The sequence below is a fragment of the Psychromonas sp. KJ10-5 genome (assembly GCF_055808325.1).
In genome coordinates, this window is record NZ_CM147864.1 from 2,110,159 (window position 1) to 2,124,368 (window position 14,210).

Genomic DNA, 14,210 nt, shown 5'->3' on the forward strand with positions numbered 1-14,210 from the left:
ACGTTCAGATTTAAAATAATTAGATTATACGGCGTGACTGCCAATAGTGCTTGCGCCAATATGGGTTAGATAGCGAAGAGATTTTTGTGCCCTTGCTAGTAGATACATGAAAAAACTCATTGTTTCCCATATAGATGCCAACATGGCGAGTTGTTCGGCTGGTTTTAAAGAAGACTAAATCACCGACTTTTAACTCGCTCTTCTTAATAGCAAAACCTTTCTTAACTTGGTATTCGGTAGTGCGAGGTAAAGGGATATTGAAGCTATTCTTAAACACCTGTTGCACTAGACTAGAACAATCAATGCCACGTAAAGTATTGCCGCCTAGTCGATAAGGGCTACCTGCCCAATACGTATATTCGCTGCGGAGAATGGCATACAGTAAATCATCAGGCTGCATATTAGATTGTTGTTTTGAAGAAGATTGAGTGGGTACTTTAATACTTGCTGGTTGACCAGACAGACTTTGCTGATCTGTTTGCTTATCAGGAGTAGAACTACAAGCGGCGATAAAATAGAGCAGGGATAATAAACTAAAATGTGGTGAATAACTTTTCCATAGTCTCAACTGCATTTGCTCTCCTTATCCCTGTAAAAAAGGGGCTAACGCCCCTAATATTAATGATTTATGTAATAAAGCTTAGCCTAAAATAGTGGCTAACTCTTTACTAATAACATCAACAGCTTGTGTACCATCAAATTTATGATGAGCGCCGTTACCTTGCGCCGCTTCATTTTTGTAGTAAGCGATTAAAGGTGCTGTTTGTGTATGATAAATATCTAAACGTTTGCGTACTGTTGCTTCTTCGTCATCAGGACGAATAGAAAGGTCTTCACCTGTTACATCGTCTTTACCTTCCACTTTTGGTGGGTTGTAAACGATGTGGTAAGTACGACCTGATCCAGAGTGAACACGACGACCCGCCATACGCTTAACAATCTCTTCGTCAGGCACATCAAATTCCAATACAAAATCAACAATCACGCCAGCGGCTTTCATCGCATCAGCTTGTGGAATAGTACGAGGGAAACCATCTAGTAAGAAACCTTTTGCACAGTCTTCTTGTGCGATACGTTCTTTAACCAAACCAATAATTAAGTCATCAGAGACTAATTGGCCTGCATCCATTAATTCTTTTGCTTTTAATCCAAGCTCTGTACCTGCTTTAGCAGCGGCACGTAACATGTCACCCGTAGAAATTTGTGGGATTCCATATTTATCCATCATGAATTGAGCTTGTGTCCCTTTACCGGCACCTGGGGCACCTAATAAGATAATGCGCATTCTAGCTTCCTATATAATTAATAAATTCTACAGCGAAATTTACACCGTTGTGAGTGAATTCACAAGATTATCCACTAAAAAGGCCTGCATAAGCAGGCCTTTAACACATTTATGAGTAGATAAAGCGCTTCATTAAGCGATTAATAACTTGTTAATGCGAGCAACAAATTCAGATGGATCATCCAAGCTACCTTTTTCAGATAGGATTGCTTGTGCTAATAATAACTCAGTCCATTCTGCAAATAACTCTTCATCAGCCATATCAGCTAATTTAGTAATCATTTCGTGCTCTGGGTTAAGTTCAAAGATAGGCTTGCTATCTGGTACTGGTTGCCCCATTTGCGCCATCAATTTAGCCATTTGAGTGCTCATATCATCGCTATCAGCAACAATACATGAAGGCGTTGACGTTAGACGTTGCGTTAAACGTACATCTTTTACTTTATCACCTAGCACTTTCTTAGTACGTTCGATGAAGCTAGCAAATTCAGTTTCTTGTTTTTCTTGCTCTTTCTTCTCTTCTTCAGTATCTAATTTACCTAGGTCTAAATCGCCCTGTGTCACACTGATGAAGGCTTTACCGTCATACTCTGGTAAATGGCTTAATAACCATTCATCAACTCGGTCTGATAGTAATAATACTTCGATACCCTTCTTACGTAGGATCTCTAAGTGAGGGCTATTTTTAGCCGCATTAAAGCTATCTGCAGTGATGTAGTAAATTTTATCCTGCTCTTCGTTCATACGAGAGATGTAAGCGTCTAAAGAAACAGTTTGGTCTGCTTTATCAGTTTCAGTTGAAGCGAAACGGAATAATTTAGCAATCTGCTCTTTGTTGCTTGGATCTTCAGCAGGACCTTCTTTTAATACTTGGCCAAACTCTTTCCAGAAAGCGTTGTACTCAGTTTCATTTTTCTTAGCAAACTTAGTTAACATGGTTAATGCACGTTTCGTACAAGCACTACGTAGCTTGGTGGTTACACGTGTATCTTGTAGGATTTCGCGTGATACGTTTAGTGGTAAGTCATTTGAATCCAATACACCTTTAACAAAACGTAGGTAAGTTGGCATGAACTGCTCAGCATCGTCCATGATAAATACACGTTGAACGTATAGTTTTAGACCATGTGCTTTTTCACGGTTCCATAGATCATATGGTGCGCGCTTTGGAATGTATAGTAAGCTAGTGTACTCTTGCTCACCTTCTACTTTGTTATGAGACCAAGTTAGTGGATCTTCAAAGTCATTTGCGATGTGCTTGTAGAACTCTTTGTATTCTTCGTCTTTTAAATCACTCTTAGCACAGTTCCATAGAGCTGTTGCTTTGTTGATCGATTCCCAAGTTGCTTCAACAGCAGGTACTTTCTCGCCATCAGGACCTTCAGACTCAGGTACCGCGTCTTTAAACATTTGTACAGGGATACTGATGTGATCTGAGTATTTAGAAACAACGCTACGTAATTTGTAATCGTTTAGGAATTCAGTTTCATCGTCACGTAAATGAAGAATGATTTCAGTACCGCGATCCGCTTTTTCGATATTCGCTACAGTGTAGTCAGCTTCACCCGTTGATTCCCACATAGTACCTTGGCTAGCGTCATCACCTGCTTTACGTGTATTAACCGTCACTTTATCGGCAACAATAAATGCAGAGTAAAAACCAACACCAAACTGACCGATTAACTGTGAATCTTTAACTTGATCACCAGATAATTGTTCGAAGAAATCGCTTGTACCAGATTTAGCAATAGTACCTAAGTGCTCAATGACTTCGTCTTGAGTCATACCGATACCGTTATCGCTAATAGTGATTGTTTTTGCTTCTTCATCAAAGCTTAAACGCACGCGTAAGTCTGCATCGTCTTCAAAAAGACTACCATCAGATAATGCTTTGAAGCGTAATTTGTCTGCAGCATCTGCAGCATTTGAAACAAGCTCGCGTAGGAAAATCTCTTTATTTGAGTATAAAGAGTGAATCATTAATTTAAGAAGTTTACCAGTGTCAGCACTGAAAGCATGGTTTTGTTGCTTTTCCATATTTCTATTTCTCTCTTAATTAAGGGTTACTACTAATAAGTTAATTAATAGATGGAGACAGTTGATTGGATTTCAAGAGGGAAATTGATTTTTTTAATGTTGTTTTTTAAAAAAGTGAAGAAAACAACTATATATTTATGCATCATGAAGCTGACTTGCAGGTTTGTAGATTCAATAAACACCCTAGCTAATACAGGTTAATGAGAGGCTAACTTTAACAACTAATGTAAGCTAATAGCATCTCCGCTATTTATCATTCACTCATTCGCTTAAAAAAGTTATCAATGTCTTCTGCAACGTTTACCTCGTTTGCAAACCAAGGATGTAATTTCATTAAGATTTTTACATGCGTAACTTTCTGCCCATAAATTAAAGTCTCAACCTTATCTGCATTGTTTGTTAATGCCTCTGCCATTATCTGTTGATTGAATAAACCTACCGTTGTATCACCTTCAGAATGAATAAGCAGCGCAGGTGGCTCATTACCATTAAGGTGATTTTCTATTCTCATATCATTGAAGTTTTCTTCACCAAAAATATCAATATACTGCTGTTCTTTAGGAGTGAAGTTATAGGGGCCAGCAATACCCGCCACCGCTTTAATAATAGATGTAGGTTGGTGTTCAGCAGCTAAATACTGATCATTAAAAGCAACCATCGCCGCAATGTAAGCGCCAGCAGAGTGCCCTGCGATAAACAGCTGTTCAGTATCACCACCGTATTTAGCGATATGTTGGTTGACCCAGGCTACGGCTTTAGCGCCATCTTTTACAAACTCAGGGTATTTAGCTGTTGGATAAAGCGTGTAATTAGGAATAACAACGAGATAACCTTTGTCTACAAAGCTATCTGCAACAAAGGTAAAATAATCCTTATCTCCCCAACGCCAACCACCTCCATAAAAAAATACAAGCACTGGACGCTTAGTGTCAGCTTTCCAGCCCTTTCTACTGTATATATCAAGCTTTAGGTCTTTATTGGCATCAAAAACAATATCTTTTTGCACTATCAAGTTTGATGATAAGGATATCGCAGTATTAAGTATTTTTAGCTCAGTGGCAGCACTGTCTTTTAAGAATGAGAAAATGAGGATAGCGATAGGAATCAGTGCGATAAGGAGTAATAGTTTCTTCAATGGGACACTTATTTATTGGCGAGTAAACAGGTTATTACGTTACTCAAGTTATTGAGATCATTATTAATTGGTAAATATTCATTTTTATATAAAGCTCATTCTCATACAAGTGTTATTAGAATGAGCTAATTAACCCTAGCGCTAGCTAAGCAAATAGACTGCTTAATTAAATACTGAAATCGAAGGTTGACTAGGGATCACTTCAAATTCGTGAGTCAATTTTTTGTTTTTATCAGTAGCCACAAAATCATACTGTTGAGTGGTCATATCATCACTAAAAAGAGCAACATTTAAAGCAACTTTAGCATTGCTTGATGTTAATGCATAACGCCCCATAATAGTAACATGCTTAATGCTTTCACCTGCAGTATGCCTATAATTACCCGCTTCTTCACGGCCAGTAGTCGGCTCCAATAACAAGCCATCAACAACAAACTTACGTTTATCTTCCGTTAAATAGATATTTTCTTTTATTTTTTCGCTTATCAAATCACGATGATTATTAAATTCTTGGATAGTAACGTGTTTATCACCATTATCATCAACACCTTTAAAGGCAGACATAGGCAAAGATAACGCGATATAAACATTACTACCAATAAAGCTCAACGTACCATGCTGTGCAGCCATTAAGTGAGCAAAGCTGGTATTTGGTGTTGTTAAACATAACGCACAAGTTAAACTTAACAGTCCTTTTTTCATTAATTTCATATTCTTTTTCATTATTTAATTACCTGTTGCACATCAATTTAAATTTTCCCTTTCACACAACGTTGAAAGTAGGGGTAACTATCCGTTGCGTAATAATGATAAATTCCTTCAGGGAACTCAGGTGTGACACCAATTTGACCATTACATTCATCTAGATCTCCAGATCCTGGCACATATTCCCAGTCTTGCTTAAAAGTCCCTAGAGGGTAAATGTCCAACGGCGGTCGTTTGTCACTAATATCACTGACCAATTGATAACTGCCTCTCATCAACTTGATTGCAGAACTGGAATCAGCAGGATTTGAATACCCATAGCGCGCATAAATAGGAAAGCCATCAGCAGCCCAACCAATCAGAGTCATTCGATCACTATCACCGCCTCGGCTAGCGATAAAGCCTTCAGGCATGCCATGGTAATGATAAGTGCCATTAGGCTGCACATGCGCATTATTTTTATCAATACCAAAATTAAAAGCACTTTGCCCTATAGTTTCGATACTCCAATTGCCTCTGTAATCCGTCGCACTACACTTTTTACCTAAATCATCACAGCTACCGCCTATACCGCCTGAAATTTTCACGCCATTCAGCGTCACGCCAATCATTGCATGCTCCCCACTAAGCCTAGTAGCCACTTTGGTTTCAACTGGGTGCAAAGGAAAGCTTTCGATAACAGACTGTTGAAAAATAGTATAAGGGTTATGCGCGTTCGGAAACTTCCCTACTTGATGGTCAGGGATACCATTAGCATCGAGATCTCTCGAATTGCTATCACATGACCAGTAAGCAACACTGTTTGCTTCTACTGATTTTGAACTGTTGTATTGGTTATATTGATAGTTACATAAAACATCAGCCGTTGATTGATGTGGCTCAACCTTTAATAAAACTGATTGATGCTTATCAGAGCAAGCGTTTAATAATGTTAACAACATACTAACCAATAAAATTTTAAAAAATTTATAAGCAAACATTCTGCTTATATCCTCCAAGTTACTAATAAATAATAGCATAACCATTAATTGTGCAAAGACTGTGCACTTTAACAAATAGATAGAAGGATAACTTTCAGAGAGGGATTGAAGACATTAAAGTGCACTCTTTAAACGATGAGTGCACTTATTAATCGTAATCAAATAAAACTAGGTTGTTAATGAAGGCTTTCGTTGCACCATCGTACTCGCTGCAACTAACGTAACTGCACCGAGTAGTTGAATTTGAGTCATTTCCACATTTAAAAATAGCCAATTTATTAAGATTGCCGCCACCGGGAAAAACATTTCAGCTAAGGTAGCCCAATGCGCAGGTATACGCTTTAACCCTTGGTAATAACAATACATCCCCAAGACACCAGACAGCACAGCTAACATGGCAATTTTTTGTAGCACGGTTAACTCAATACTAGTTATCAAACTCGGTGTAATAAAAGCAAAAGGCAACATACCAAGTAGGCCAAAACTAAAACGCCCGGCCATTAAATCTAAGCTACTAAGTCCTTGGGTACTCAGTTTTTTACCAAATACCGTTGCACTTCCCCAGCTCACAACAGCAAATAAAGCGAGGCCATAACCCCATAATGCTTTTTGTCCATGCTGTAAATCCCCCTCTTTAAAATCGGCTAATAACACTTGGAAGTCAGGCCAAATCAATAACAAACTGCCTAAAATAGCTAATCCTAACCAAAGGAAAAACCGAGAATCTATTTTTTCCTTCAATAAAACACAGGCGAGTGTTACCGCAACGAGTGGCTGTAACTTTTGTAGCAAAATAACCACAGTAGGGTTAGACAAATAGAATGCTTCGGTAAACGCTAAGGTACCTAAAGCAGAGCCAAAAAAACCAATCACTAAAAAAGGGATGAAGGTTTGTCGAGAGATGAAGTTAAATTTACGACGTTTAAATAAAAAGATGCCAGCTAATACAGCAACTAATATTAAATGCTCAAACAACACAATTTGTTGTGCGCTGGAGCCGCCAAATAAAAGAGGATAACGTATCAATGTATCTGCGGCCCATAATAAGCACGCAAAAAATATAAAGGTAATACCTGTCATTACAATTCCTAAACTAAAAAGGAGAGAAAGACAGAGCTTGGAAAGAACGTTATACCGCCCACATCATTAACCATTCCATTTATTTTCTGGAATAGTTTCATTAAGGCTAACGGTATTATTCAATAGTTGTAACACTAAAGAACTGAATAAATAACTGACAATTTTGCAGTATAACCTGCCCTCATTGGAATAATGAAGGTCAACAATTTCTGTAAGGGATCAAGTTCATGTCCCCAATTATCGTATTAAAACGATAGGGTCGAATAGTTGATATTTTGCACGCTATTTACTCTCGATCTTCTTCCATCCGGACTATAACCGTCGGCTTTGGCCTCTCACCAAATCTGCTGACCCTAATAAAGCTATTACTAGTAATAATTAGGCGCTCGTGGGCTCTTTTACTGATACCTAATACCAATTATATTAAATGAGAGATCTAAATTTTGCGTAGAATAAATGATTTAGTCCAAGAGATAAGTTGAGGTAAATGGTTATTCCCTTTACCAGACTTACAACGAAGCAATAAATTATTTTTAACAAGCAAAACAAATCAATTAATTAGCGTGATTGGTATACATATCGTAAAAATACCACCGGTGGGGAATTACACCCCGCCCTGAAGTCGAATGACTTAACTTGTTATATCAATAACAGTGATTAAGTCATTGCTCATCATAATAAGGATTTTAAAAAACACAAGAGAAATGCTTAAGATCACATTTTCTGCGGAGAGATAAAAGTAAAGAGAGAAACCAAAAGACAAATAACCCAAAGCTATTAGTTCAGAAACCTCAAACTCTCTATTGATTGGTCCAAATAGTTGGATTAGATTCAAATATCAAATTGGGTGTTTTTACAAATAACTGTTTAGCACATTCATCGCCAAGTTGATTCGCCACGGCTGAAAAAGCTTCTTTCATTTTAGAAGGCCGACGATTAACATTATGCATATCTGAGGCAACTATAGTAACTTCGTCTTTTTGTAGTAAATCCCAAACTAGTTCCTTAGATCTTTCACCAAAATCCCCCACTATCGAAGCTGCAGTGACTTGAAATAAACAACCACGCTCTTTAAACGGAGCTAACAATTCAGAAGACTCCCAAACGCCTCTGTTACGCTCAGGGTGTGCAATCATCGGCATAATGTTATGTGCCAATAACCAATCAACTAACTTTTCACTACCGGGTGGGATATGGCTGTGCGGGAACTCTAATAATAATAAGCTGTAACCTTGCCATTTCCCCATAAAAGGTAATTGTTGAGTGCTAGCCAACATCATAATTTCAGGACAGATTCGTACTTCCGCGGCATAAGCAAGAGAGAGTTTTTGAGAGGAGGAACTTTCACTAACAGAAGAAACAAGTTTATTAAAAGCCTGCTTGATCGTAGTTAAATCATTATCAAAGGTGCCTAAATGAATATGCGGTGTCGCTAATATCTTTTGCACACCGCTGTTTGTAGAACCTTCAATTAATTGCAGAGAATCAACTAAGGAGCGAGCCCCATCATCAATTCCTGCTAATATATGACTGTGTAGATCAATCATTGTTCCACTTGTATGCCCTCAGGAATATTATTGACCGTAGCCATAATAGCCTTCGTAATCTTCTTTATCTGCTTTTTTGATATCGACTCTATTTAAGACGATACCATCTATGTGAGCGTTAACTTGCATTAAACGAGACACACCTTTTTTAACAGCAGCTTGCTTCGTAGAATCAGATTGAACGACATAAATAACAGAGTCTGCACGTTTAGATAACACTAACGCATCACTCACAGCTAAAGCAGGTGGAGAGTCAATTACGATACGATCGTATTTCTGTTTTAGAATCACCATCGCCGCATCAAATTTCGCGCTTGATAATAATTCAAGCGGATTACTCGGTATAAAACCAGAAGGTAAAATATCAAGTCCAGATGCTTCATCATGCACAATTACATTCTCAAGTTTTTCAGATCCTGAAATTAAGTTAGATAGGCCAGCTTGTTCAGCCCCTAATTTAAATACACCAAGGAAACTTGGACGACGCATATCCGCTTCAATCAATAACGTTTTTTCAACTTGAGATATCGCAAACGCAATATTAATTGAGGTAGTCGTCTTACCTTCACCAGGAATAGATGAGGTAACGAGTACGACTTTATGTTGATCATCAATATGTGACAAAACAAAGCCTGTGCGCAAGGTTCTAACCGCTTCAGAAAATGCTTTATTCTTATCATCAAAAAATACATGAGGCGATAAAGATTGATTACGCTTTAATTTAATTAACGGTAATAAGCCTAGCAAACGTAAACCAAGTTTAGATTCAATCTCGGCAGCCGTTCTGAAAGTGTCATTTAACGCATCAATCACAAATGCATAGACAACCGCAAAAGCAAACGAAGCAATAAAGGCTAAAATAACCAGTAATTTTTTATTGGGTTTAATAGGTGATAGCGGCACTTCTGCTTTATCTAAGATTTTAGCTTGTTGCACATCAAGGTCAGTAGTGACTTCAGTTTCTTTATAACGTGTTAAAAATGTATCATAAAGACTTTGGTTCGCTTCAACTTCACGCTGCAGTTTTAAATAACCTTGTTCAGTACTAGTGATATCTTGATATTTACGCTTTTCTTGTTCTAATTCATTAATCAGACGTTGTTCATTATTTTTCGCTGCTTGTAACTCTTTAGCAAAGCCTCTTACTAACTTATTAGCTTGCTGTTTCAATTCCTCTTGAATCGATGCTAATTGTGCTTTCGCTGCCACCAATTTAGGATGCTTATCACCATAACGAAAACTTAACTCAGACACCTTTTGCTGTGTTTGGTTTTCAATATTTTTAATATTAGTGATCAGTGGATGTTGGCTAATTTCAGGCAAACTCATCAAATAATTTATATCATTACCGCTGGCATTACTAACAAACAAATAAAGCGTTTCTGCTTCAAAGCGAGTTTGTTTTGCTTTTAAATAACTGTCCGTTAAGCTCTCTAGCTCATCACTGGCGATACTACGTACACCTGTTGCGTTTAAATCAATTAGGTTTTCTTTAATACGGTACGCTTCTAATGCATTAATTGACTCTTCAAGATTAACACGTAACTCTTCTAATCTTATCTCCAACCAATCAGCGGCTTTTTGCGTTGAAGTAGATTGACCTAATACTTCTTGATTTATATAAACACGCGCAACCGTATTTGCTACAAGTGCCGCTAATTCAGGATCTTTGGCATCAAAAGAGATATTAACAAGTTGAGTATTACGAACAGGAGTAATCGTTAATTTTGATTGAAAAGCATCAATTAACATTACTTTTTCACTACGTGGGCTCAGTGATGTTTTCTCTTCCTTACTATCTAACTCCGCAGGTAATAAAGACTTAATGTAATCAGTTAGTTCTTTTTTTAAGCTCACTTCATCATCAGGCATAAACTCTTTATTTGCGCCTAAATCAAGCTTATCAATCACTTGCTCAGATACAGAACGTGATTTTAAAATTTCAAACTGAGTCAAAAAGTAATCTTGACGGCTAGTGTCCAAAGGTAACACTGAGTCAATTGAAATCGTATTATCGGTACTGGTTTTTATCAATAACGAGCCCGTTGCACGGTAAATAGGCGTTAAACTCGTGACAAAGACCGCAACTAAAATAGTAATGAACAACGAAAAACCTAAAATTTTCCATTTTGCATTCATCATCACAGACCAATAAGCTTTCAGATCAATGACTTGTTCTTGTGAATTTAAAGGTTTATTAACTGATTGCATAATATTTATGATCCAATTGCTTGTTAGAAAAAGCTCTGTTTAATAGTAATAATATCACCAGGTGAAACCGCATAGGTTAACTCAACCTTCTGCTCCCCTTGTGTTTGTGACTTTTTAAGGTATATCTTTGAAACTGAAGCTCGAGCGGTTAACCCACCTGCTAATGCAATAGCTTGGTCAATATTTAACCCTGGTTGATATGGATAACCACCGGGTTGGTTGACTTCTCCATGGATATAAAAAGAGCGATAAGTGATAATATCGACTTGTACAGAAGGGTTTAATAGATAATCCCCCAGTAACCCATCATGTATCACTTTTTGTACTTCAGGTAAGGTCTTACCCGTCACAGAAACAAGCCCAATAAATGGGAAGTTAATATTTCCGTCATCATTGATAACGGTTTCAATGGTTAAGTCTGGCTCGTCATATACCAAAATTTTAATTTCATCCCCTGCATCTAAGCGATAGTTTGTTAGCTCTGCAGCAGACAAATTAAAAGAGGAGAAAAACATTAGTAAAACAAAAAAGTAATTCATCATAAAGCAACCACAATCCCTATATTAACCGAGTTTTTATCGTAACTAATGTCGGTTTCTGTTGAGTTTTTATCAGTAAATTGGTATCCCGCGTTCAATTTTATCCAGCGAGTTACAGTGTAATTTAAATTTAATGCCAAGTTTTTGGTTTTATCGTTACGAGCAAAACCAACATAATCTTCATCGGTATAAGTGAATTTAAAAGTAGAGTCAAAATCTTCCGTCCAAGACTGCTTCCAAGCTAATGCACTATCAATTTCAAGGATGTAATCTCCAACTGTGCTTGAGTCTTTCGCTGCACGACTAAAACTCACATTAAAAGTAGAATATTCTTGCGGCTGCCAAGTTGCGCCAAGCTCCACTGTGTTACCAGAGAAATTAACACGGCTATCTGACTCAAAAGTTTTATATTGATAACCGGCTTTAGCAGTGACCGTTGTTTTACCTAACCCTAGCCATCTAAAACCAAGCAAGGCACTAGAGTCCTTGTTATCACTGCTATCTTCACCAGCTTCTAATTCTTCATACTTAACATCAGTTGTTGATATATCAAAGGTTAAATAAGTTACATTACCCGCTTGATAATCTGCATCAGCAAAAAAGGTAAGCTTACTGACGTCATCAAACTGAGTCGTGACTCTAAAATTTCTATAATCTTTATCAGTAAAATTAACCCCACCACCAATTCGCATTAACGCATTGAGGCTACCAAATTGATAGTAACCTCTAGCAGTTAGTTCATTGTATTTAATAGGTTCATTATAAAAAGAGGCATTACCTTCACTGAGGCCACTCCCCCTGTCTTCATGTAAATTGGCAAATGAAAAAGTAAGGTCTGTACGGTGTCTATCTGTAAATTCAGAGTGTGCTAATAAACTTAAGCGGTGATCCACATAATCATCTTCACTACCGTTTTCATAAGTTGCAGCAGTTAAACGATAAGAACCGCCATAACGGTTAATCCCGTCATCAACACCAAAACGAATAGAGGGAGAAACAATATAAATAGCAGAAGAAGTTGTATCATCTTCCTGCTCATAAATATTATCGTCGAACTCCACGCTGCTTGTTAACTGTGGCACAACTAAAAAACCATCTGTAACTTTAATAGGAGCAGGATCAAACTCTGTTGCAAAAGCGTTAACAACAAGTCCAGGAGAAAGTGCTAAAAGGGTAAAATATTTCACTTTTTTCATCCTTAAATAAAGCGCTCAACGACAGCGTTTTTAAAATAAACGATTTGTTTCTTCAACACCGAGGCATTCAACAACTATTTACTATAATTAGTAAGCGTTCTTATTAATGAATCCTTTAAAAACAGTTAAAAATACGATTCTGATATCGAGCAACAACGACCATTGACGGATATACTCCAAATCAAACTCAATACGCTTTTCCATTTTTTCAAGGGTATCCGTTTCGCCACGCCAACCATTTATTTGAGCCCAGCCTGTAATGCCTGGTTTCATTTTATGGCGTAACATATAAAAATCGACTAACTTTCTATATTCTTCATTGTGTGCAACAGCATGAGGACGAGGCCCAACAATTGACATGTGCCCTTGCAAGACATTAATAAACTGCGGAAGTTCGTCAAGAGATGTACGTCTTAATACAGCGCCTAACTTAGTAATACGGGCATCACCTTTGGTGGCTTGCTTCACTACGCTACCGTTATCAGCAACCGTCATAGATCGGAACTTCCAAACATTAATCGCTTTTCCATCCAAACCATAACGTTTCTGTTTGAAGAAAACTGGACCACGTGAATCCAACTTAATTAAAATAGAAATAATCAACATAGGAATCGCAATCATCGACAATATAAGCGTTGCACCAATAAGATCTTCCAAACGCTTAGCGAAAGAAGAAAGCCCACTTAATGGTGATTCGTATACGCTGATCGTTTGAATAGAGCCAACATGAGAAAGGTGGCCATTTAATAAGTTAAAAGTAAAGAAGTCAGGCACTAAATGCACATCAACCGTGGTATCACCTAATTCACGTAAAATAGATTCAATGCGCTTTTGTGCAGCTAAGGGTAAAGCAATATAAACAAGATCATATTTCCCCTGTTTAGCCAACTCAATGCCTGTTGCTATATCGCCCTGTAACTTTGAGAAAAACTTAGAGTTAGCTGATAACCGGTCATTGGTTCTGTCATCAAAGAAAGCACTTAATGTAAAGCCGATTTCGGGGTGATTAGCAAATTCAGTGGCCAAACGAAAACCAGAGCTAGTTAAGCCAATAATGGCAACTCGTCTAGTGTTCAAACCTTTACGACGACGTTTGTATAGGTATAAACGAAAGGACATACGCCAGCCAATTAACAACAACGCACTACTAATAAACCAAGAACCAATAACCAATCGAGAAAGATCGTCACTCATTTTACTGAAAAACAGATAAACAACGACCATAAAAACAGCAAAGAACCAACTTAGGAAAGTATAAAGGGATAGACGAGAAGACGATCCGGTTCGCCACGAACGATATAAACGAATATTTTCAGCAAAAATAATGAAAGAGAGTGACCCAATAAGACCTACAATAATATAAGGATCACTCACTTCAATAGAATGAGCGCCAATACAGAAAAATAACAAAAATTGAACAATTGAAAAATCAACAATCCGATATACCGCAGACAATTGATTTATATTATTCTTGACGAAATCTTGTTCAGTCATA

Annotated in this window: 12 protein-coding genes; all 12 read right to left on the reverse strand. The window is 37.5% G+C overall.

Annotated features, from left to right (window positions below):
* Positions 1-19 precede the first annotated feature (19 nt).
* Positions 20-574 (reverse strand): NlpC/P60 family protein, encoded by a 555-nt coding sequence (locus AC0L3W_RS09325; RefSeq protein WP_409439080.1) that lies wholly within the window; start codon positions 572-574, stop codon positions 20-22.
* Between the two features lie 66 nt (positions 575-640).
* Positions 641-1,285 carry an adenylate kinase gene (adk, locus tag AC0L3W_RS09330; protein WP_290040398.1) on the reverse strand — a complete coding sequence of 215 codons (645 nt, stop codon included), beginning with the start codon at positions 1,283-1,285 and terminating at the stop codon, positions 641-643.
* Between the two features lie 132 nt (positions 1,286-1,417).
* Positions 1,418-3,322, reverse strand: coding sequence for a molecular chaperone HtpG (gene htpG, locus AC0L3W_RS09335; protein WP_290040400.1), 1,905 nt, complete (start codon positions 3,320-3,322; stop codon positions 1,418-1,420).
* 253 nt (positions 3,323-3,575) lie between these two features.
* Entirely contained in the window at positions 3,576-4,457 is an 882-nt protein-coding gene (locus tag AC0L3W_RS09340) for an alpha/beta hydrolase (RefSeq protein ID WP_409439079.1), read from the reverse strand.
* A gap of 162 nt (positions 4,458-4,619) precedes the next feature.
* Positions 4,620-5,180 carry a hypothetical protein gene (locus tag AC0L3W_RS09345; RefSeq protein ID WP_409439078.1) on the reverse strand — a complete coding sequence of 187 codons (561 nt, stop codon included), beginning with the start codon at positions 5,178-5,180 and terminating at the stop codon, positions 4,620-4,622.
* A gap of 26 nt (positions 5,181-5,206) precedes the next feature.
* Entirely contained in the window at positions 5,207-6,142 is a 936-nt protein-coding gene (locus tag AC0L3W_RS09350; protein WP_409439077.1) for a YHYH protein, read from the reverse strand.
* 168 nt (positions 6,143-6,310) lie between these two features.
* Positions 6,311-7,222, reverse strand: a complete 912-nt coding sequence (locus tag AC0L3W_RS09355; protein ID WP_290040408.1) for a DMT family transporter — start codon at positions 7,220-7,222, stop codon at positions 6,311-6,313.
* 800 nt (positions 7,223-8,022) lie between these two features.
* Positions 8,023-8,769, reverse strand: coding sequence for a tyrosine-protein phosphatase (locus AC0L3W_RS09360; RefSeq protein WP_409439076.1), 747 nt, complete (start codon positions 8,767-8,769; stop codon positions 8,023-8,025).
* A gap of 27 nt (positions 8,770-8,796) precedes the next feature.
* Positions 8,797-10,980: a GumC family protein gene (locus tag AC0L3W_RS09365; RefSeq protein ID WP_290040412.1), complete on the reverse strand. Its 2,184-nt coding sequence runs from the start codon at positions 10,978-10,980 to the stop codon at positions 8,797-8,799.
* 23 nt (positions 10,981-11,003) lie between these two features.
* Positions 11,004-11,522 carry a polysaccharide biosynthesis/export family protein gene (locus AC0L3W_RS09370; protein ID WP_409439075.1) on the reverse strand — a complete coding sequence of 173 codons (519 nt, stop codon included), beginning with the start codon at positions 11,520-11,522 and terminating at the stop codon, positions 11,004-11,006.
* Complete coding sequence (locus tag AC0L3W_RS09375) at positions 11,519-12,706, reverse strand: outer membrane beta-barrel protein (protein ID WP_409439074.1); 1,188 nt, start codon at positions 12,704-12,706, stop codon at positions 11,519-11,521. The genes AC0L3W_RS09370 and AC0L3W_RS09375 overlap by 4 nt, the downstream gene beginning before the upstream one ends.
* 96 nt (positions 12,707-12,802) lie before the next feature.
* Entirely contained in the window at positions 12,803-14,209 is a 1,407-nt protein-coding gene (locus tag AC0L3W_RS09380) for an undecaprenyl-phosphate glucose phosphotransferase (RefSeq protein ID WP_290040419.1), read from the reverse strand.
* Position 14,210 lies beyond the last annotated feature (1 nt).

Excerpts from the sequence above, each read along its gene's own strand:
- AC0L3W_RS09325 (WP_409439080.1), bottom strand. The coding sequence starts at position 574 with ATGCAGTTGAGACTATGGAAAAGTTATTCACCACATTTTAGTTTATTA.
- adk (WP_290040398.1), bottom strand. The coding sequence starts at position 1,285 with ATGCGCATTATCTTATTAGGTGCCCCAGGTGCCGGTAAAGGGACACAA.
- htpG (WP_290040400.1), bottom strand. The coding sequence starts at position 3,322 with ATGGAAAAGCAACAAAACCATGCTTTCAGTGCTGACACTGGTAAACTT.
- AC0L3W_RS09345 (WP_409439078.1), bottom strand. The coding sequence starts at position 5,180 with ATGAAAAAGAATATGAAATTAATGAAAAAAGGACTGTTAAGTTTAACT.
- AC0L3W_RS09350 (WP_409439077.1), bottom strand. The coding sequence starts at position 6,142 with ATGTTTGCTTATAAATTTTTTAAAATTTTATTGGTTAGTATGTTGTTA.
- AC0L3W_RS09355 (WP_290040408.1), bottom strand. The coding sequence starts at position 7,222 with ATGACAGGTATTACCTTTATATTTTTTGCGTGCTTATTATGGGCCGCA.
- AC0L3W_RS09360 (WP_409439076.1), bottom strand. The coding sequence starts at position 8,769 with ATGATTGATCTACACAGTCATATATTAGCAGGAATTGATGATGGGGCT.
- AC0L3W_RS09365 (WP_290040412.1), bottom strand. The coding sequence starts at position 10,980 with ATGCAATCAGTTAATAAACCTTTAAATTCACAAGAACAAGTCATTGAT.
- AC0L3W_RS09370 (WP_409439075.1), bottom strand. The coding sequence starts at position 11,522 with ATGATGAATTACTTTTTTGTTTTACTAATGTTTTTCTCCTCTTTTAAT.
- AC0L3W_RS09380 (WP_290040419.1), bottom strand. The coding sequence starts at position 14,209 with ATGACTGAACAAGATTTCGTCAAGAATAATATAAATCAATTGTCTGCG.